This window comes from Neglectibacter caecimuris, from assembly GCF_034335015.1.
GTDB classification, from domain to species: domain Bacteria; phylum Bacillota; class Clostridia; order Oscillospirales; family Acutalibacteraceae; genus Acutalibacter; species Acutalibacter caecimuris_A.
On record NZ_JAWXXK010000009.1, the window covers coordinates 58,426 to 82,079 of the forward strand.

A 23,654-nucleotide genomic window follows, 5' to 3' on the forward strand; every position below is an offset into this window, starting at 1 on the left:
CAGGTGGAGATCACGGCCTCTCATACGCCCGCCGCCAGAGCGGCCACGCTCACCAGCACCAAAAAGGTGACCATTACGAGAGAGTTGGCGGTGCTCAAGAGCATTCAGGTCCAGCCCGAGGGCGAGGAGATCTCGAAGATCGCCTCCGACGCGAAGGATCTGCAGCTGACGGCAAAGTTCTACGATCAGTACGATCAGGAAATGGCCTACAACGGCCAATGCCAGTGGATCCTGGAGGATTCTCAGCCCGCGGGAGTGAAGCTAACCTCCGACGGCAAGGTAACGGTGAAGGACACTACCGTTCAGTTTACCGTGCGGGTAACGACGGTTTCCAATAAGAAAGTGATCGGGTCTCCCCTGAAGACCTTCCAAGTAGGCCAGGCCCAAAGCCTTTCCAGCATCAAGGTGGAGGAAGCCACCGGAAGAAAAGACGGCTTTACGGTGGAGGTCCCCTCCCATCTGGATGGGAAGGAGCAGTATGAGGTCAGGCAGTTTGTGGCGAAGGCCTACGACCAGTACGGCTTTGAGATGGAGCTCAGCGCTCCCTTCATTTGGGAGATCGACCCCGCCGTTTCCGGTGTTTCTGTGAACCAGGGCGGCAGAGTGATGATCTCCAGCTCCGCTCCCAAAAATAAAACAGTGACGGTGAAGGCCAGCAGCAATACGGGCATCGTGTCCGGTACCGCGTGGTTCACCACCACTTATGAAAGCGATACCGCCTTCGCGGGGGCACGGGTAGATACCCAGGCTGTTCCCGCCGCGGACGGCAGATTCCGCTTACAGGCTTCCGCATTGGACGAACACGGGCAGGTGCTCGGCGTTTCTACCCAGAGCAGCGGCTATGAGTTCCTGTGGGATCTGCTGGATTACACCTCCTCCATAGAGGGCGTTTCGCCCCGCTTGGTAGATACCAGCGGCGAGCTTTCCTGGACTGCCGAAACACCGGAGGGAGAAACTCTCTCCATGCAGCCGGGCGATACGATCCTGGTGAGAGTAAAAGCCAAGCCGGCGGGAACCGGGGACGAGATGTTCCTGTATTCCAAGCCCGCTACGATCCGTTTGGGCGGAGAAGCAAGAGTGAGCCGCCTTGAGATCGTACCGGAGACCGGCAGTGATCCCGATGTGGTGGTAACAGAAAACGGGATCTCCGTGACCGTATCGGAAAAAGTGGCCGGCACGCCCGATAAGCAGGCCAGAATGACTGTGGTTGCTTACGACCAGTACGGACGCAGCGAGAGTGCGGGCATCCCCTGGGCGGAGCAGTATAAGGCAAACTTTGTCTGGACCTGCAGCGACAACAATAAGCAGACGGTATCCATGGCTGCTGCGGCCGGAGATGACCAGCGGTCCGCCACGGTACAGGTAAAGGCCGGCGCGCCCAAGAAGGACCATATCAATGTGGCCGTGCGGCTGTACGCGGACGGTGTGGACAATGTGCCGGGCACTTCGGTGGAGCTGGCTGTTCGCCATAGAGACAGTGTTCTGACAAAGATCTCTGTGCGGGAAAGCTATCTGCGCCAGATCGTTCATCCCGGTTTGGAGCTGACTCCCATCTTCTACGACCAGTATGAAGACCAGATGCCCTCTCCCGCTCCGGGCGTTGGGCAGTATCATTGGAACGTTTCCGAGAATAGCAGCGGAGAAGAGATGGTCAGCCCCGCCGGTTCTGTTGTGATCTCCGATCCCAGCAAGGGCGTTCTGACGCTGAACGGCGTGGAAGAGGAAGTCTATATCGACGTAGCCTATGACGATGATGCGGACGGGGTCCATATTTCCAAGCAAAAGCATAAGATCACCTTTGGTGATGATGAAAAGCCCTATGCCATTATGCTGGAGCGCACCGGCGGAGATCCGGTACTGGTGCCGGAGCCCGCCAACGGACAGGATCAGACCACACTGGTGGCCTATTCTGCCACAGTGGTGAACCAGTTCAACGAAGAACTGGATACCAGCAATGTAGTGTGGCAGATGCGGCCGGCGCAGCTGGAGGGCGTTACACTGAATACAGCGGGCGATTCCGCCGCTCTGGTCATCACCAGCAAGGCCCCGGGCAACCAGACTGTGGAGATCACGGTGATCGAGAAGGAATCCGGTCTGGCGAAGACCGATATCGTCCATCTGATCCGGAAGCCCTCTGTGCTCAAGAGCGTCAGAGTAAAGGATAAGGTTGCCCCGCCGGAGAAGAACTTCCAGCTGAGCTACGAGGTGCTGGACCAGTACAATACCGTATTTGACTATCAGCCCAAGAATCCTCCTGTCTGGACCCTGGTCGACAAGGGCGTGGACGCTGAGCTTACCAGCGACGGCAAGCTCTCCATGAACAGCTCCGAGGAAGTGACGGTTCAGGTAGAGGTAGACGGCGAGACCTCGCCGGAGCAGGTCATTACCCTGGGGGCAAAGGCCAGGCTGGAAACCATGACCATCACAGGCGCTGAGCAGATCGAAGTCTGGGGTGACCTGGGGATTTTGGTCGGTTCTCAGAACGATACGGAAAAAGAGTACATCTGCCACGGCTTTGATCAGTACGGCCGCCCCTGGAACAATGTGGGTGAGCCGGCCTGGGAAGCCCGCAGCAACTATATCAAAAATCTGAAGATCGAAAGAAATGAAACGGAAAAGGACCATGCGATCCTGACCGTTCCCAAGGACGCGGTGGAAGGTACGTTTGTCACCATCACGGCGGCCACCACGCTGCTGGAGAAGGACGAAAACGGTGAGGACGTAAAGCGGACCGTTACCGGAACCCTGGTGGCGGAAACCGTGTATGAAAAGTCCATCGCGACCAAGGTGGAAATCAACGAGACCGGCTTCCCCGCCGGAACCACTGACGGGCAGTTGACACTGACCTATTACGATCAGTACGGTCAGGTGATCGCCCAGCCCGACGGCGCGAAGATCACCTGGGGGCCCACCAGCAATGTGGGCGAGCATACGGGTCTGTTCCATTTTGACGCGGACAACAAGCCTGTCGATGTTACGGCAACCGTGAAATACTCCGATCCGACAGGCGGTGCCGGGGAAGTTACATTGACGGATACCGCCACCATTACCGCCGATGACGCCGCCAGGGCGGACCACATCAAGGTGACCCGTTTGAACGGCAAGGTGAGCGCTATTCAGATCCCGCCGGTGAACCCCTTCTACGAGGCAATGAGCGCCCAGTTGTACGACCAGTACAACAGGCCGTATACCGACCCCGTATTTGGTACAGAGCAGTATTATTGGAGCCTGGAGGATATCTCCGATAACACCGTAAGCGTGAACTACGACAGCGGCGTTGTGGCCGTAACTGCCCAGGCCAAGGCCGGGCAGGTGCGGGTAAAGGCCATCGGCAGGAATACCGGCTTGTCCGATACGTTCCTGTTGAAGCTGGATAAAAAGCAGGCTGCCGATATTGACACCCTGCTGGATCATGTGAAGATCACCAGCCGGCAGATGCCGCCTGATGACAGCTCCATGACCATGCAGCTTGCCTATCTGAACCTGGAGGACAAGGAGATCGAAAAGCCCAAGGACGCTACCGTGAGCTGGACGATCGACGAGACCAAAACAGAACCCGCCACGGCACACCCTGCCATTGACGAGACCAGCGGTCTGCTGACCCGCAACGGGGCCACCTCCATTACGGTGACCGCTACGGTGACAGATCCCAGCCAGAAGGACGACAACGGCGATGCCCGGGTCTTTACCGATACCGCCGTTTTGACGGTGGGCGATGAAGCAAGGTTCAGTAAGATCGCCCTGACCCTGCAGAACGCTGCGGGCCAGGAAGTGACCGAGCTGGCTGTGCCCAAGAAGGGCGAAGCCGATGCCGCCATCCAGGCGGTGGCTCAGCCTCTGGATCAGTATGGCCGGAACTGGAACGAAGAGGAAGAACTGGTCTACACCATCGATCCGCCTGTAGACGGCGTAACGGTCGGCCAGGAAAGCGGCCAGGTGACAATGGGCTCTTTGACTGCCGCCGGGACCGTGACGGTGAAGGCGGCCAGCAAGGAAGGCGCTGTCACTCCCGGAAAGGCTTCCTTCCAGGCCCTGCGGGAAGAAAGCGTTCTGACCTCTGTAGAGATCCTGCTTTCTCAGCAGGAAGGAGAATATTATCTGCTGCCCAAGGAGGCGGCTACCACCGGCGTGACCTTAAACGCCAAATATTACGACCAGTACGGCAAGGAAATGACCGCCCCCAAGAACGCGGTGTGGTCCGTGACTCCGGAGGAGGGCTCCACGGCCAGCATTCATAGCAAGTCCGGTCTGCTCACCCTGACCGGCGCTGCCTCCGTCACCCTGGAAAGCGGTACCGCAGGTATTTCCGATACCAAGAAGGTAAAGGTCACCGAGGAAGCGGCAAAGGCCACCTCCATTGAGGTGCGCCGTACTGATGGAGAAGGAAACATTACCGTGCCTGCCGGAAGCGGCAAGTCCGGAGCATCCTTCTCGGCAAAGGTGCTGGATCAGTTCGGTACCATTATGACAGGCGAGACGGTGAAGTGGCTGCTGCCCGACAATTATGCCGGCATCACCATTGACCCGGCGGTGGGAACTGTGCTCATTACCAAGGAAGCCCCCGCGAAGAACGGCATTCGGGTCATGGCCATGCATCAGAACGGTGCCGCCGGTTGGACCACCTTCAACACGGTGCGCGGCGAATCGGTGCTGACCAGGATCCAGATCGCGCCGGTACAGTTCGAGTTCGCCCCCGGCGCGGAGGTTACCACGCAGCTGAAGGCTATTTGCTATGACCAGTACGATACCGTCATGGAAGCGCCCGGCACGCTGTATTGGGAAAAGATCGACTCCGACCCCCAGAGCACGGCGGAGCTTACCACGGTAAGCCTTTCCACCGATGGTCTGCTGACGCCTCATATCGACTATTTGAAGACAGTGGACGTTCAGGTAACGGTGAAGGACCGGGATACCGGAGACGCGATCAAGGCCTCCGACGTTACCAGGCTGACAGTGGGCTCTGCTCCCAGACTGGCGGCCTTGGAGGTAACGGCAGATAAAAAATATGTGAATGTACCCGCCAAGGTGAAGGATAATTCCAGCAGCACCATGGAGATCAAGGACGGCAAGGAAGAGCTGAACCTGACGGTCACTCCTGTGGATCAGTACGGCAACGAGTATACCGCTTATACCGGCTCCTATACCTGGCAGGTCAAAACACCGGTAGACGGTGTCACAGTCAAGGCCAATGAAGCCGATGACAGCCGCGGGATCGTCACAGTGACCTCCGGGGCTCCTCAGGAAGCGGGGATCGAGATCGAGGTCACCGCGGAGGGGAATACCAAGGGCACGGTATCCTTTGATACCTATCGTTCCGAGCCCCAGAAGTGGTATCTGACTGTGAAGGAGGACGGTACGGTCCTGCCGCCTCAGGACGGCGCGCTGACTGCCGTATACCGTGACCAGTATGGGGATCTCTTTGAAAAGGAGACTCCGGCTGGCTGCGTTTGGACCGTGGTTTCCGCCAATCCCAAGGATACGGTGGAGCTGGTGGCAAATGCTGATAATACGGCAAAGCTGACCTACAAGGGCGCGAAGTCCATGACCGTCAGCGTGACAGACGGTACGGAGATCTCCCCCAACGCCACCATGACCTTCGGCGATACCACAGAGAGATATCTTGCCTCTCTGGTGATAGAGAAACAGCCCGCCGATAAGTCCGTAGCTGTGCCGGAGCCTGGCAAGGCCGACAACCAGTTCAGCTACGTGGTAAAGCGCTATCTGGATCAGTATGGCAACGATTATCCCGTAGAGGGAACTCCCGAGATCCTTTGGAAGATAAACGGCAGCTACACCGGCGTTACCATAGAGGAAAATACCGGCGTTGTCACTGTGACCAGCACTGCGGCGGACAATAGTACGATCCGTGTAACAGCCACCGAGACCAAGTCCGGCGCGTTCGGTACAGCGGAATTTGTGACCGAGCGCCAGGAATCCGTATTTGACAAGCTGGAGGTCCGCGAGGACGCCATTCCCGCAGGGGATCTGGAGCCCACGCTGACTGCCAAGTATCTGGATCAGTACGGCGCGGAAATGAATTATGAGGCGGCCTCTCCCAGATGGACGCTGATCTCCTCCGTGCCGAAGGGCGCTTCCATCAATGAGATGACCGGCCAGCTCAGCCTTTCCGCCGCCACCACTTCTGTGACGGTGCAGGTCAGCGACGCGGGTTCCGGCAAGATCTCGCCGGAGAAGACCCTGCCTGTAGGCCAGGCGCCCCATGTTGCCAAGATAGAGGTAAAGAGGATCGACGGCACAGAGGATATCACCGTGCCCGCGGTAGGAACGATGGCCATCGGCAAGGAAGCCGTGTTCTCCGCGACCTTCTATGACCAATATAACAACAGCTGGACGCCCGCGGGCGATGAGGTCGTCTGGACTCTGAACGGCGCCGGTGCCGGTGTGTCTGTGGCACCGGATCAGAGCGAGAGCGGACAGGGACGCGCAGTTGTAACAGTGGAACCCGGCGCGGAGACTGCCACCGGTATCAAGGTGACCGCTACCGCCAGAGAAAACGGCGTTTCCTCTTACGATGTGCTTACCGTGCGCAGAGAGGCGAGGAAGATCACCTCCATCGCCATCAAGAACTCCGCGCTGCCTGTTACCGATAGTACCAACAGCGTAGCGCTGCTGGCTATTGCTCAGGATCAGTACGGCACTGAAATGGAGGGCAGGACCTTCCTGTGGTCCATTGATGCAGAAACCGCCGCGGGCGGCCATGCCACCCTGAGCGAAAATATGCTCACATATGATAAGAATCTCAAGCAGGTAGAGGTCACGGTAGAAGATCAGGCCTCCGGTCTGTCGGTTTCCAAGACCCTGTTTGTGAAGGATCTGGGTACGCCCGCGCCTTCCGAGATCTCTGTAAAGCGGATCTCCGGCAGCGCGGTAATGTCCATTCCCACTCTGGAGCAGAAAACTGCCACCGTGACATTCCAGGCCACCGCTTATGACCAGTATGGTCAGGTAATGAGCGGGGAGACCTTTGCCTGGTCTATTCAGGATGTGATGGCAGGGGAAACAGGCGATCCCGGCGTTGAGGTAGAAAACGGAATTGTCACCATCAAGCCTCACGCTCCGGTGCAGAATGTGATCAGAGTGCGGGCGGCGATCGGCACGGTGTTTGGCGAGGCCTCCTTTGCTACCAGCAAGGAGGAAAGCATGCTGACCTCTACCGGGCTGCTGCAAAAGAAGGTACGTCCGGGCACCACTACTCAGCTGACCGCCCTGTATTATGACCAGTACGGCCAGGAAATGGTTTATCTGGGAAGCCCCACATGGAAGAACATCTATACCAGTAATACCATGGTGACAAAGGACGGCGCGCCAGTGGTTCTGGGCGAGCTGGTCTCTCTGGACGAAAAGACCGGTTTGCTTACCGTGGGCCCGATCTCTCCGGAAGAGTTGGAGGGGAAGGAAGCCCTGATCCGGGTAAGCATTACGGCGGAAAGCGCTACCGGCACGGGAGAGCTTACGATCGAGGAGGCCGGAGAGCCTGCCCTGGAGACCGTTCAGGTCAAGCAGGTGGGCGGCGCCGCCGCGGTGATCGGCCCCGCTGTTGTCACCTACACGGCAGAGGGATATGATCAGTACGGCAGCCGGTATCCTATGGAAGAGGTATGGAGCCTGGAAGGCAGCCCCAGTGACACATCGATCAATCAGAATGGTGTTGTCACGGTAGGAGCCGCCGCTTCCGAGGGCACCTACCAGGTGGTCGCCGCCGACCGGGAAACCATGAAGTCCGGCAAGGCTGATCTGATGCTCATCTACGATATGCCGAAGCTGAAGGATATTATCCTGTCGCCCTCGGCGCTGAATCCTACCAAGGATTCCATTACGCTGTCCGCTGTGGCGGTAGATCAGTACAACCGGCCCATGCTGGGTCTGGGAACGCCGATCTACAGCGTGTGGGCTTATGAGGGCGGCACGGCGTCCATCGAAGGCGATGTGCTGCACTATAACCGGGAAGAAACAGTCAGTGTTACCGTGGAGGTCGTCATCGGCGGCACCACGGTCCGAAAGAAGCTGACCAAGGGAGAGCTGCCCCATATCGCGGAGATTTCCCTGAGCGCGGATCCCGATAAGATCACGATCCCCGCCAAGGGCCAGGCTGCGGAGACCGCTGTCCTTACGCCCACTGTACGGGATCAGTACGGCGAGTTGATGACAGCGCCTTACCGCAATACCTATTGGAGCCTTTCCGGCGGCGGTCAGGGAATTACATTGACAGAAAGTTCTACACAGGCTGGAACGGCGATCCTGTCCGTGGAGTCCAACGCGGAGCCTGCCTCTGAGGTCACGGTAACGCTGACCCAGGCGGAAACCTATATCAACGGCAGCGCAAAGATAGAGATCGAGGCAGCGCCTTCGGTGCTGACCACCATCGGTATTGAGCCTAAGGCCGTAAAGAACGGTCAGGGCCGGCTGCGTGCGGTCTATTATGATCAGTATGGGAAAGAAATGGCAAAGCCTGCGGAAGTGACCTCCGTTACCTGGTCCTTGGGTGATGTCGACGAGCAGGGTACCGCCAGCATCACACCGGCAGGCGAAGACGCGGATCTGACCATGAACGGCAGCGAATATGCCGATGTCAAGGTACAGGCGGTACTGGCCGGAGAAATGCTGGAAGCGGCTGCCCGCATCACCAATGAAACGGAAGAGAACAGACGCAGTGAAACTATTCAGGTAACAAGGGTTTCCGGAAGCGGAAATGTGGAGATCCTGCCCAACGCTTCTGTAACAGTGGCCTACAAGGCCACCGTGCTGGATCAGTTTGGCGAGGAGATCAGGCCCACCCTGACCTGGAGCCTGTCCGGCGCGCCCGAGGGCGTTTCCGTAGACAGGAATACCGGCATTGTAACAGTGGGCGCAAATAGTAAGCCTACTGACGGTATCCACGTGATCGCCATGGATATCTCTACCGGGAAATACGGCTATGCCGTGCTGAACCTGGTTCACAGCCAGAGCTATGTAGTCAGTGTGGAGATCACTTCCGAAAAAGTGAAGGATCAGGATGTGACTCAGCTTACCGCCAAGTATCTGGATCAGTATGGAAAACCTGTGGCGGCCCCCGCAACGGCGGTATGGTCCTTGGTGGGAACACCGGAAAACGCGGTGCTTTCCAGCGATGGCCGGTTGGATCTGACTGCCGGCTACGTCCCCGCTTCTATTGAAGTACAAGTGAGCTGCGGCCTTGCCTGCCAGGCTAAAAAGACCCTGCAGGTGATCCACAGCGGTGAACCCAATTACAACAATGTGCTGACCACAGTGACAGTCTGTCACCTGGGAGACGGCACAGTTACGTTGAACAGTGAAGGCGAGACCACCGCCAAGTTTGGTTATGTGGCGGCTGACCAGTATGGCAACGTGATGCTTCCCACGGAGGAGAACGATACCGTGACCTGGAAGATCACGGCGCCCACCACCGGTTATACCGTGCCCGACGCCGCTGTCGGTGAAATCGTCGCGGCGGAAGGCGCGCAAGCCAAGAACGCGGTAGGGATCAGCAATTCTGTCCGCATCGCGGGCGTTACAAAGCCCGGCTCCGGCAGTGTGGATTTTGTTCAGGAAGAGCCCAGGCTGGCTTCTGTGAAAGTGCTCAGCACCAAGGTGCCGAGAAAGGCTGTGCAGCTGACTGCCCGGTACCTGGATCAGTTCGGCAATGCCGCCGCGGATCCGGCGGAGGTCCGCTGGACGCTGACCGGGCAAACGCCCGAGGGATCCGGCGCTTATCTGACCGCCGATGGTATTCTGTATCCCGGTACGGCCTCTGCCGTCAAGGTAATGGTAACGGCGGACGGCGTGGATTCTCCTGAAAAGGAGATCCCCGTGGTAGACGACCTGGAGCAGAAGGTAGACCGGGTAGAGGTGTATCAGATCTACGGTTCCTCCACTGTGGCGGTGCCTACGCTGAAGGAAACGCCTCCCACGCTGATCTATGGCGCCAGGATCCTGGACGAGAATAACAACGTGATTTTGGATCGCGCCTGCGATTGGCAAATCGAAAATATGCCCGCGGGTGTGGAGATCCAGAAGACCCAGAAGACTCAAAGCACGGTAACGGTGCAAAGCAGCGCCGCCGCCGGAACGATCACGGTGATGGCCACGGAGCCTGTGAGCGCGAAATTCGGCACCGCGTCTCTGACGCTGCAGAAGGCCGCTTCCACAGTCACCACCGTGGAGATCAAAAACGATATGGTCGCGCCCCAGACCTCCACTCCCTTGGAGCTCACGTGGAAAGACCAGTTCGGCATGGAAATGGATCTGAGCAGCAGCACCGTGGTTTCCCAGTGGGAAGTGACAGATTATGAGATGCGCTCCACAGCGGAAGACGCGATAACGCCCAGCTTTGCCAACAGCGGAAATAACGACAGCACTCTGTCTTCCGGCGATGCGGCGAAGATCAAGGTAAGTGTAACGGCACTGCTGAACGGCAGCTCCTATTCCGCCGCGAAGACGCTTCTGGTAGGTGATGAGCCCGCCAAGGCCTCTTACCTGTCTGTGACAGGTCCGGACGAGGTGCAGCTCAGCAGCAAGCAGGACGTGTATGCAAACTTCACCAGCATTCTGCGGGATCAGTACGGCGGAAAGATGGCCTTTACCGCCGGCACCTACAGCTGGAAAACAAACGCCGGTACCATCGTGCTCAACGGCAGTGATGATGTACAGGTAACTTATGCCGCCGGTACCTCCGCGCAGGAGGATGTGGTTCAGGTCACACTGGCCACCGGCCCGGACAGCGACCCGATCACCGGGAAAAAGCAAACCGCTTTGCGTCAGGAAAGCCAGGTGCTCAGCTCCATCGTGATCACCTCAAACGCTTTGCCCACCAAGGCGGACGGTGATGTTTCCCTGACTCTGGGAGTCAAATACCTGGATCAGTACGGGCAGCTGATGCCCACTCCGGCGGATGCCGTATGGAGCATCGTTACCCAGAGAGGCACGGCGGCGGAAGGAGCCACGGAGACCCGTGAAGCCGAATTCCGGACGGAAGCGGACGCTCACAACGGCGTGCTCTGGCTGCCCACGGACGTGGACAATATGCAGGTCAAGGTGACCGCCGGCGGCAAGGAAGCCACCGCAACACTAGCCCGTGATAACAGCTACAGTGTAGATCCCCAGACGGCGAAGGAGATCCTGGTGACCCGTCTGAAGGGCAGCGGAGCCATCTATATTCCCGTTTCTGGTCAGGACCGTTACGGTTTTGGAGCTACGGTACTGGACGATCACGGGAGTGTGGTAACTCCTATCGCGGAGGGCGCCATTACCTGGCGGACCATGCCTACCATCAACGGCACCGGCATGGCGGCCTCGACCGAAGATGTTTCTACCGGTATTTTCACAGTATCCAACAACGCCGTTCCCAAAAACGGTGTGAAGATCACCGCCCTTTACGGCGAGCTCTCCGGTGATACGGAAGTAAATCTGGTTCGCACGGCCTCTGAGCTCAAGGGAATTACCCTGGAAGCAGGAGATACCGAGGACGGCGTGATCCAGCTGGTTGTAAACTATATCGACCAGTATGGCGCGAAGATGGATAAGCCCGACGGCATTATTCCTCTGTTCCAGATCACCGGAAAAGAGATGGACGACGCCTCCGAGACCGCGGTGGAACCCACCGTTTCCAGCGGCGGTCTGCTGACCTTCCACGACGCCCTGCTGGTCAATGTGAAGGCTGTGACCAGCGATGGCCGTTTCGAGGCCTCCGATACCTTTGACAGAAGCACGGCCCTGCCTGACCGCACGCCTGTTGTCACCGTGACCAGAGTGCTGAAGGAGGGTGAGGCGGACGGCCCGGTCACCGTGCCTACAGGAAATACACCTGTTACACTGACCTTCCAGGCCGAAAGCAAAAATATCGACGCCCCCAGCTTCCTGTGGAGCCTGGACGGCGCTTCCGGCGACGTGACCTGCACAGCGGACAGCACAACGAAGAAGGTCACCGTAACGGTACCCAAGACCGCCAAGGCGGCTCAAACGGTTACGATCACCGCGCTGGAGAACGGCACCAAGGTAAGCGGCAAGACCACCTTCACAATTCTGCGTCAGGAAAGCAAGCTGACAGATGTGGCGGTAAGGCCGGTCCAGATGGCACCTGGAGCTACTTCCGTGACGCTCAGCGCTATTGGGTTGGATCAGTATGGCGAGGAAATGGAGCTTCCGGCGGATTATACCATTGCGGTAGATCTCACGAAGCTGACTACTGAGCCCGAACTGACAGAGGAGCAGAAGGAGAATCTGTCCTACAACGAAGGCACCAGAACTTTGGGCGAATTCCCCTCTGAGGTACAATCCATCACCTTCCCCGCCACCGTGACCTGTACGGACGGCGGCAAGAAGGAATTCAAGAAAACAGTGACCATCACCAGAGGTGAGGAGGCAAGACTTGCCGAGATCAAGGTGACAGGCCCGGCCCGCGGAACGATCAAGGCTGCGGAGCAAGTCAGCCTGACGCCCTTCCTTGCCAAGGCGTATGATCAGTATGGTCAGGAGATCGACCTGCCCGCGGCGGCAGTGTGGGGACTGTTCGGCGAACCCAGCGGCGTAACGGTAGAAGCTGCCGACGGCACTGGAACGGTACAGATCCCCGCCGGGGCGAAGGAAGCCTCCGGCGTTACCCTCCGGGTACGCGATTACGCTTCCGGCGTAAGCGGCTCGGCGAAGTTTGACCTGGTGCGGGATTACAGCGAGGGAGTTCTGCTCTCCGCTGTGGGGATCAAGGAATCCGCCGTAAGGCGCGGCTCCGATACCACCCTGACACCTCAGTACTTTGACCAGTTCGGCGAAGAGATCCCGGGCTATGTGCCCCTGGGCGACGAGTGGAAGATCGATGCTCCCGCCAGCGGTGTTGAAATCGAGAAGGGCCGTCTGAAGATCACCGATGAGTCCCTGACCGGCTTTACCGTGACCTACACGGCGGACGGAAAGTCTGTGACGAAGACCCTCGCCATCTCTGAGGAAGCGCCTGTGGTCTCCAGCATTACCGTTACCAGAAACACTGGCAGCGGTGCGGTGAATATCCCCGTGAGCGGCAGCAATAACGTGGCGTATACCGCGGAGATCCTGGATCAGTACAGCAGGCCCATTACCACGAATCCCAATATCGTATGGGGCGTTGAAAACGCTCCCGCAGGCGTGACCGCTTCCGGCTCTGTCCAGAACGGTATGCTGACGGTGGCTTCCACGGCGCCTGAGGCCAAGGGGATCCGGATCAGCGCTACAGACCGCGCCACCGGAGTTTCCGGATATGCCACGACAGACATCGCAAAGGAAGACAGCGCCTGCGTTGGAATCAAGATCGATCCTACCGTTGTTCCCAGAGACAGCGAGAACTTCCAGCTGAAGGTAAAATATCTGGATCAGTATGGAAACGAGATGGCACAGCCTGTGAATACGGCGCCCATCTGGTCCATGGTCACAGAGGGCCTTACAGATGTTGTGCTGACCGCCGGCGGCAAGTTGACCCTGAACGGCCACGATCAGCCCTTTACCGTGCGGGCCGCCTTGTCAGATTCCGTAAAGGACGAGGCGGAGATCACCGTCAGCGGCAAGACGCTCAGTGAGGAAAGCCTGAAGACTGTAAAGCTTACGGCCCAGAGCCCCGTAACGGTTCTGACCGACGCCGACCTGGAGGTACCGGTATACCACAAGCTCGTAGGTGAGTTCGGTACGGATATGACAGACCGGACCGATATAACTCTCACCTGGACAGGAGCCGCGAACGGCAAGCTGACCGTGCCCGCGAAGAGCCCTGCCAAGACCTATCAGGTCTCCGCTGCCGCGACCCGCGGCACGGAAAAGGTGGAAGGCTCTGTAGAGGTGTACGCCGGCCATGCGGAACCCCAGGCACAGTCTGTGAAGATCCTGACAGAGACAGTGAGCAGAAAAGCGCCTCACCTGGAAGCCGAGGTCCTGGATCAGTACGGTGAGAAGATCACCGGCGCCCAGGTGAAGTGGACGCTGCCCACGCCTACAGAAGGCGTTACCGTAGCGGAAAGCGGCGTGGCGGTCATCGCCGGCGGTGTGGAGAAATTCACCGTCATGGCTGCCTCCGGCAAAAGCTCCGATACCAAGGAGATCCAGGTTTCCGATGAGGAGCCTGTACCCACCGAGATCGTTATCACCCGTCTGGATGTGAAGGGAAGCAACGCCATTACGGCTCCCGGCACGGCCCAGTACAGCGCCGAGGTCAAAGATCAGTTTGGCGGCAGGGTGAATGTGACAAATATGGTCTGGTCCATCGACCCGTATGTGACCGGTGTAGACGTAGACAGAAACGGCAACGTGACTGTTTACAACACGGCCGAAACCGGCAGCGCCAACCTTACCGTTTCCGCCGCCGGACTGAAGAACAGCGTGACCCTTTCGATCACCGGTCAGGAATATTCCGCTATCGCGGGGCTGCAGATCACGCCTTCCGCGGTACAGGAGGATAAAGAGACCGTAGAGCTGCATTCCGCCTTTGTGGATTCTTACGGCAGCTACATGGGAGACGCTTCTGAAACGGTAGGTTATGACGCCCCCGAGGCGCTGGCGCCTGCTGACGCGACTCCCACCATAGATAACGATACCGATACGCTGACCTTGAACGGAGCAACTTCCGTAAAGGTTACCGGCTCTGCCGAGAAGAACGGTACCTTCTATGACGGTGAGACTGTTATCAATGTGGAAGAGGTTGGAACACCTTCCGAAATAACATGGATCCGCGTGGACGCTCTGGAGGGCGTAAACGAAGATCGCACCATGGCGGTGCCCGTCATGGAAGACGCCGATACTCCCGGTAAGACCACCGCGAAGTTCCAGGCAACACCCTATGACCAGTACGACCAGCCCATGGACGGCAGCGCCATTGTGTGGAGCGTTCAGAGCAGGCCGAAGGGAGTTTCCATCGACCAGAACGGTGTGCTCACGCTGACCAGTGAAGCCGTTTCCGGCAGGTATCTGATCCTTGCCACCGCTCCCAATAATGTTTCCGGCAGTTACACGCTGGAAGTGAAGCGGGAGATCACCGGCGATGACCTGACCTTTACCTTCCTGAAGGTGGATGACGTGGTGTTGAAGGCCTCCGATACCTCGGGCGAGCTCAAGATGAAGTTCCTGGATCAGTATGGCGATGAGACTGCCGCTCCCGTCTTTACCGGCGGGGAGGATACCTGGACAAAGATCAGCTCCAGGCCCGGCGAGACCCTCAGCAGCGTAACGCTTGCCGCAAGTACGGATCACCGGTCCGTCACGGTGGGCATGGGTACCGCGAAGTCCGCTGTGGTACAGGCCTCCATTACGGTGGACGGCACGGTTTATACCGCAAACGGCTCCATCGGGTATCCCTCCGAAAGCATTTCTCCGGAGGCCGGGCTCACCTTCACGGTGTTCAATGCCAACGGTACGGAGAAGGATTCTATCACCTACAGCCAGGCCCACCCTGAGGTGGAAAATGCTTTGGACGATGGCGATGTGATCCGCGTGTATGCCAGAGGCGATTCGGAGAACAGCTTTAAGAAGGTCGGCGAGTTCACCTATACGGTGCCCGCAAACCCCACCGCTCAGCTGAAGGAACTGCTGCAAAGCTACCTGCCGGTGGAAGGCGGCGTGGCCTATATCACCCGCCAGGGCGACGGTATGGAAAGCGAGCCCTATCCCGTTACCATGGACGCTCCCTTCAATGCGGAAACTCAGACTTATGTCGCGGATTATCTGCAAATCACCGAGGGCGAGGGCTCCTCTCCCACGAACCCCATCACGGTAGCGCCCGGCGCGACCTTAGCCGATGTACAGGGATATTTCCCCAGCCTCATCACGGTGGTAAGCTCCACCGGAAACACGCTGACATTGGGCACAGTTGGCTCCGATTATTATGTGATCGGCGCTGGCGAGGAAATGACAAGAATCGACAAATCTTTTATTGACTCGCGCTGGATTGAGAGCTATAATAGTGGTCAGTGGCGTACAAGCCACAAGATGTCGATCACCCTGCCCGATGTGGTAAACAGCGGAAAGCAGGATGTGATCAGTCAGCCCACCGGGAAGGCCTATACTGCCTACTTCTATATCAGAGAAGGCGATAAGACCACCACCGGCACAGTAGTGACCCGTATGGAGGAGCCTCGTACTCTGAACCTCACGGCAGGCATGGTCTCCACCGAGCAGACGCTTCTGGATCTGGTGGCCGATCTGGACGAGGCAGGCTACGCCTATTATCTGGGCGAGTCTGAAACGCCCGAGGAGGATACCCTCCAGAGAATGACCTCTCTGCCGGAAGCCCCCGCCGATCAGGATTTCGTTGGCTGGGTGTTGGGCGAACAGGGCGCGGAAGGCAAGTGGCAGCCCATGGCGGCGCTGCAGGATACCACCCTGGAGCAGGCCGGTCGTGACGCGCTCATTGCCGAAGCTCTGGCAAACCGTGAGAATTCCGGCAAGCTCGCCCTGCTGGCCTGCCCGGACTACGCCTCTCCCGGTTACACGGTAGATGCGGAGAACTATCCCTACATCGCGGTTCCCATCAACCTGTATGTGGGCTACGATCCGGATAATCCGGAGAACCAGAACCCGTTGCAGCTGACAGAAGGCAACAGCGACGTGTGGAAGAGCCTGAAGGCAGACAGCACGGCAGATGACGCCGCAAAGACAGCGGCACAGAAGTATCTGGATAATCTGAATGCCGGGTTGGAAGAGAATGCTCAAAGAGATGTCGCGTCGTTCAGAAATGAGCTGGTGTTCTACTATAAGACCGAGGGGTATTATCAGACTAATCCGAATAACCCGGACTATGTGGCAAAGTATGTAGATGCTACGGTAGATTCGGAGGGTAACGCACAGGAAGCAGACTACAGTGGAATGATAGCAACCGTAGATGGAACCGCGATAGCAGACTGGTTGGCGGCAAATCCGGACGCTGAAATTAAGGTTCAGGAAGTTGTCATAGGAGATGATGGATACGGAAGCAGCCGTGCCCAGCTGTACACAGTGGGCGAAGGGGAAGATGCGAAAGCGCATATCCAGCCCAACACGGGAGCGGAAGCATCGAATTACTATGACAGCACGAAGACTACCAGCAGTACAGTGCGCGGGGAAGAGTATTATCGGATCATCTACACCATCAAGGTAGATGGAGAACTATATACGGCATATCGTGACGTAAAGCTGAGATACGAGACCGGCGACGTAGACCTGGACGACAATATCAATACAGGTGACGCGGCATTGATTGTAGACAAGGCAAATGATGTGACGCTTCCGTTTGTGGATGAGAACGGAGCAGAAATTTTAGCCTTGGTTCTACAGTTGATGGACGTGGACATGGATGGTAATGCCAACACAGGTGATGCGGCGTTGATCGTAGACAAGGCAAATGATGTGTACACGATACCGCCCATGAGATTCTAACATGTTAAATTTTCCCAAACAAAGAAAAACAAAGGGATGTGATAAGGAAGAGAGAGTAAGGCTTTAGGTCAAAAAGATATAAAAATGGAGGAAAAGCATTTATGAAGACAAGGTTCAAAAGAATGGTAGCCTGCGTATTGGCACTTATGCTGATCGTGGCGGCAATTCCGATGAGCGCGTCAGCTGCGGCGCCGACAAAGGTAAATATCACCTTGAAGGCGGTTACGTTTAGTGATGCAGTTTTGAACGCCCTCAGCAAGACAAATGCGTCACAAAGAGAGAATCTGTTACGGCAGGCTTTGGATATGGTTGGCGCAGAGACAAATGAGGATGCGTCAAAGCTTCCTGAGTATGCCCAAAAGGTAAACAACATGCCGCAAACCCTTTCCGGCAGTGGAACGGAAGAGGATCCTTACGTGGTAGAAAAAGGGAACACCTTTTTTGTAGCAGTGGATTTGGATCTGCAAACGGATAAGGGTACTGATGGAAAATACGAATATGGTCTGGGTAGTAACAGTAGTATTCGTGTGGATTATTCCGGCGGTGCGTTTACGTATGAGAAAGTTCACAATTCTTATATCAACAACCCCGGTATTGCAGGCTATTTGGGCGCTGATACGGATATTCTGTGGGACTATTACCCTGGTACTACACCCTATACTTTTACAGCTACTAATACAGCTAATATTCAAACAACCTCACCGGGTACAGGTTCTATTCTGGTTAATGCTACGAATGGTACTGGCTATCTTCCCAAGAATGCTACATGGGACTGCTATTTGCAGCTGAAGGCGGCAAAGGTTGGTACACATAAAATTGAAGTTGAAAAGTACGATAGTACAACTCAAATTGAGAATGTGGCTAACAGCTCCATGAGCTTGGGTAAAATGAACTATAAGTCTTCTCGTAATACCGAGGCAAATGCGCCGGGCGCGAGCACAAATATGACAAACTCATCGGTGATTGTTTCAGAACCTATCTATGTTACCGTTACAAACCCCTCTGAAGCTCCCGATGGTAACTATGAAGGCGCGATCATCAACAAGAAGAACCTGCCTTACATGGCTGCCGCAGCGGCAGCCGATGAAAATGCCCGTACCGACTACCTGAAGTTCCCCTCTGACGAGACGAAGTTCAAGGTGGGCGATACTGTTATGTTCTATAAGACCACCGAAAACGAAAACGAGTACGGAGAGTTGATCGGTGAAACCACCATCACGGCCGATAACTTGGTGGTGTTGAACGCTGACGGTACAGTAACTGCCGCTCCTTCTCTGAATGACGGCGATGCGGTAAACACCACGGAAGGCCTGGCCCTGAAGCTGGTGGATGACCTGAAGGGCAGCACCGAGGCGAATAAGCCTGTATCTGCTGATTACAGCTTCCTGAAGGACGAGAAAGAGATTTATATCGCCCGTAGGGAAAAGGTTGCCGATAGCGAGGAAGCGAAGGATCCCAGTTCTGCGGCAAGCAGCCCGAAGGTAGCGATCAACCCGGAAGAAAACATCTTCTATTACAGTAAGGATACCGATGTGGTGCCCGCTGGCGTTCCCGGCTCCAAGGATAATCCCCTGAAGATCAAGCTTGGAGACACCATGGAGGATGTACTTGATGCCTTAGACGCGGAGAATGTGATACTTTCCACCAGTGTGAACGCTCCGGTGGAAAGCGGTGTGCGTACTCAGAATACGGCGCAGACCTATGTGAACTCCTGGATGCAGGCTTCCTTGTACAACGGTACTGCCGGATTGACCCAAAAGGGCATGAATACCGATGGTGTTTATAACAAGCACGGCCTGTTCACCATTCGGAATCCCTACAAGGAAAAGGAAATTGACGGCGTTACTTATAAACAGCCCACAGATTACTACAAGACTCCCAGCGCCATTCCCGAAGGCGGCTATGCCTCTGTAATCTATGTCAATGTGCTGCCTAACCCGGCGGATTACTATCTTGCAGTAAATGATGAAGGTACTTCCCTGACGGTTCTGGGAGACACAAAGGATTTCATGATCGAAAGTGATCAGATCTTCTTGTGGGACGATGAAACAAAAACCGGAATATCATGGGAAGCCCTGTTTACCATTGACGCTGCCGATCTTACCAAAACCGGCATCACTCCTGAAACCTTGAAGAATACTCCTGCTGTAGGAGATATTATGTGGCTGAGCTATCAGAATACTCCGGTAGACGGTGTAACCTATACTCAGAGCGATAAGATTCAGATCCGCGTGGCCGATGGCGATACTGCTATTGTGCTGCAGGATACCGAGGTAGAGGAAACCTTCGGGCCCAAGGAAAAGCTGAATGATTTGTTGAATTATGTAGATCCTGTTAAATTCGTGGTGGTAGGCCCTGTTGAGAAAGGCGGGGAGGTAAAATCTGATGAATTTACCCTCACGGCCGCCCAAATGAAGAAATGGGTCGGCAGCGCAAATGACGCGGGAGAGGATACTTACGATGCCGTGAACTCCGCTAGGCTTTCTGTGAAAAAAGTGGCCGAGGACAATACAACAACTGATTCTGACCTGGCAACCTTGAATGGAGAGAAAGTTCTGGATGATCGGTATGAAGTTTCCTTCCCCATTCCCGGGAACGAGGAAGGAACTGCTGAATACAATGCACTTACCGGAAGCACTGTGAGAACGTATTCAAACACCGATCCGGGAATGCGTTCCGTAAAGATCACTGCTAAAGTATCAAGGTCAATCAGACTATACGGAGCAAACCTTAAATTTGAGGTAACAGAGAATAAGCCCCTGGGTACCAAGGATACGGTACGGATTACCGGAGATGAAGCCGGTCAGCTGGCGGAAGCCCTTGAAGCGGATGCTGGGAAGGTTCAGCTCACCTTGGTAAGCGAAGACGGAACCAAAACCGTAGGTGTGGCCTTTGGCAATTTGGACGGTGTGAAAGACATCACGGTGGAACCGGTCGAGGGCGGCTACAACTACACTGTGCAGTTCACGCAGACCGCCAGAGAGTATAATACAAGGCTCAGGCTGTTTACCGGAATTACAGGTGGAGAAAGCAAAGAACAGACAATGAAAGATAGCGAGGGCAATGAAGTTCCGTTCCTTGTTGCGAAGCAGGAAGAGTACGCGCTTTTCAGTGTGGATCAGCCTACTCCTGAAACAGTACAGATCGTCAAGTCCGATCTGGTAGCCGATCCCGAAACCGACACCTATACCGCGGACGATGTCATTAACAAGATCGCTGATGTATCCGGTGTTACCGGGCCCAAGCTGACCTATGGCTATTATATGTCCGATGAGGAAAACAGCGGCAATACCGCTCCGGTACAGGATCCTTCCGCCACTTGGTCTATGGCGGTAGTACCTGTAACTGGAAATATCTATGCGGCAGCCAACTGGACGGCAGGCGGAACCGATTTTGAGACCGCTCCTGTTACCATCACGCTGAACGATGGCGTGGTAGACTGGACGGCCCTGTCCGCGGCAAATAAGAATACTGCGGATACTGCTGAGACTACCCTGCCCATCAACAAGCCCAGCGCAACCTGGACAGCTCCCGTCATCACCCAGAAGGTGGAAGTGGTAGCGAAGAAGTATGATGAGGAAGAAACTCCGAAGCCCAGCGATATCATTACGAACAGCTCTGATACCGTTGCTAATAACAATCCCTATCCTCAGAACGATGAGATCAGGGTGCACAACGGCCCCGCTGCTGATGGCTATGCCAATCTGGTAGTGGATATCTATACCGCTTATGACGCGGAGAACGACAAGCTCAGCGGGCATATTGCTTCTGCCAAGCTGGGAACTGATGATACCACCGTTTCTCTCCCCGCAGTGTTCGATTCCGGTATTGCTCCCGCCACCGTGCTGAATTCCATGGGCGGCAAGCTCTGGTATACGGTGAGAAGAGAAGCCGCGGCCGGCGTGCCCGGTATGGCTCCCTCCGATCCCATTGCGAAGGCTTACAATGTGGAGGATTACATTCTCTGGACCGGTGCAGGGTTGCCCTCCATTACCCCTGAGACCCTCCAGATGAGATACAGCGAGACCGGCGCAGTCGATTTTGAGAATAATATCAAGACCAGACTGCCCAATACCGCGAAAGCTGTTGCGGTGCATCTTACTCAGGACGAGAACGGCAAGTATGAAATTCGGAACAGCGAGCAAGTCACTGTCTATCCCACAGTGAAGCAGTGGCTCACTGGCGCAGGTGATCCTGTGACCAATGCGACCTTCTCTGATCCCGCGCCGGACGCCACCGCCGACTATCAGTTGAAGGCTCAGTATGATGCGGCAAGCGTCACTACTCCCGGCGATGATCCCGATGCGCCGAAGAATGAAATCAATGTTCCTGAGGGTCTGAGCGATGACAAGACAGCAAAAATCATCTCTCGTATCGACGCCGTGGGCACAACCTCTCCCGAGGTTACCCCTGCCGCTGGGTATGATATCACCAATGAAGTCACCCTGACTCTCACAGATGATGCTACTACTGTGGCGAAAACGGTGAAGCCCGATCCTGCCGCTGTGAAGATCGATCCCAGCACGGATCCCGACCATCCCGAAAACTACACCATCAATATTGATATTTCCGGCGCCACAAACAAGGATGATTTTGATATCACCAAAATGGACGTGATCGTCAAGTATCCCGGCCCTGATGGAAATTATCATTACTTCCTGCTGCCCACTCCGTTTACCGCTGTGGAAGGCGAGGAAGGCAAGATCACTCCCGCTGTGATCAATAAGGACAGCGCCACGGTAACAGGAGATGATCTGGCGGCGAAGATCGGCAACGATCCCAGCTTGGCAGGCCTCACCTTTGAAAGCTTCCAGGGCTTGGATCCCACCGTGAACGGTACAGTGGAGATCTACTTCAAGGAAGCGGACAAGGTCAAGTCTGACCGTCAGGACGCCACTTATGAAAAGGCCTCCGGCGCGCTGACGATTGCGAAGGATACCAGAATTGCGACTTTGAATGTGACTGCCGGTATGATTCTGAACAACCAGAGTCTGCTGGATCTGGTGAAGAGCTATACTTCCGCTACAGCAACCCTCAGCAACAATACGGAATCTTTGCCCATTGCTCTGAAGACCTCCGGCACTGGCGCAAATGTGGACTGGACGCTGAAGAAGGTTACCTTTGTGAATGAAGGCACAGAGACAGAAAGTGTTAACTGGACCGGTACCGGCGATTGGACCGGAACCGTAGCAGATAACTACAGCGAGGCACTTGCCAATGTACCTGACGGAAACAATGGATTTGCTCTGGTGGCTGATTTTGACGAAACCGCTTTGACAGAGCAAAATATTACCAATGCAGATCCCGAAAAAAAGGTTGCATTTGTCAAGATTAAGCTGTATACTAATTACGACCCCGATAATCCTGATAACGCGAACCCGTTGCAGCTGACAGAAGGCAACAGCGATGTGTGGAAGAGCCTGAAGGCAGACAGCACGGCAGATGACGCCGCAAAGGCAGCTGCACAGCAGTATCTGGATTCTGTGAATGCCTCTTTGGGAGAGGGAGCGGAAGCAAGGACCGTGAACTCTTACAGAGACGAGTTGGTGTTCTATTACAAAACAGAAGGGTACTATCAAACCAACAGTACGAATCCCGACTATGTAGCCAAGTATGTAGATGCGTCTGTGGATTCAGAAGGCAACGCACAGGAAGCGGATTACAGCGGAATGATAGCAACCGTAGACGGAACTGCAATAGCAGACTGGTTGGCGGCAAATCCGGACGCTGAGATTAAGGTTCAGGAAGTTGTCATAGGAGACGATGGATACGGAAGCAGCCGCGCCCAGCTGTACACAGTGGGCGAAGGGGAAGATGCGAAAGCGCATATCCAGCCCAATACAGGAGCGGAAGCATCGAATTACTATGACAACACGAAAGCCACCAGCAGTACAGTACGCGGAGAGGAGTATTATCGGATCATCTACACCATCAAGGTAGATGGAGAACTATATACGGCATATCGTGACGTAAAGCTGAGATACGAGACCGGCGACGTGGACCTGGACGACAATATCAATACAGGTGACGCGGCATTGATTGTAGATAAGGCAAATAATGTGACGCTTCCGTTCGTAGATGAAAGTGGAGTGGAAATTCTGACCTTGGTTCTGCAATTGATGGACGTGGACATGGATGGTAATGCTAACACAGGTGATGCGGCGCTGATTGTAGACAAGGCGAATGATTTGTACACGATACCGCCCATGAGATTCTAACAAAAAGTAGAGTTGGAAGTAATGGAAAGGAGAGCGATATAACGAAAAAGGAAA

The 23,654-nt window shown here is 55.7% G+C and carries 3 protein-coding genes (1 of these 3 running past the window's edge); 2 read left to right on the top strand and 1 reads right to left on the bottom strand.

Annotated features, from left to right (window positions below; translation table 11 throughout):
• Positions 1-17,382, top strand: the 3' portion of a protein-coding gene (locus U8T64_RS12215; protein ID WP_322183855.1) for a hypothetical protein. 12,051 nt of this gene lie to the left of the window's left edge; only the last 17,382 of its 29,433 coding nucleotides appear in the window; the start codon falls outside the window, past its left edge; the stop codon is at positions 17,380-17,382.
• 4 nt (positions 17,383-17,386) lie between these two features.
• Here U8T64_RS12215 and U8T64_RS12220 read toward each other — a convergent pair whose 3' ends face one another.
• Positions 17,387-17,755, bottom strand: a complete 369-nt coding sequence (locus U8T64_RS12220; protein ID WP_322183857.1) for a hypothetical protein — start codon at positions 17,753-17,755, stop codon at positions 17,387-17,389.
• On the opposite strand from U8T64_RS12220, the gene U8T64_RS12225 reads away from it, so the two are divergent.
• The gene (locus U8T64_RS12225) at positions 17,754-23,600 is read left to right on the top strand and encodes a hypothetical protein (protein ID WP_322183859.1); all 5,847 of its coding nucleotides are present in this window, start codon (positions 17,754-17,756) and stop codon (positions 23,598-23,600) included. The two genes, U8T64_RS12220 and U8T64_RS12225, sit on opposite strands and share 2 nt — an antisense overlap.
• Positions 23,601-23,654 lie beyond the last annotated feature (54 nt).

What these genes read in the sequence shown, in the direction of transcription:
- U8T64_RS12220 (WP_322183857.1), bottom strand. Translation starts at nt 17,755, where the DNA reads ATGTTGTTTACCTTTTGGGCATACTCAGGAAGCTTTGACGCATCCTCA.
- U8T64_RS12225 (WP_322183859.1), top strand. Translation starts at nt 17,754, where the DNA reads ATGCCGCAAACCCTTTCCGGCAGTGGAACGGAAGAGGATCCTTACGTG.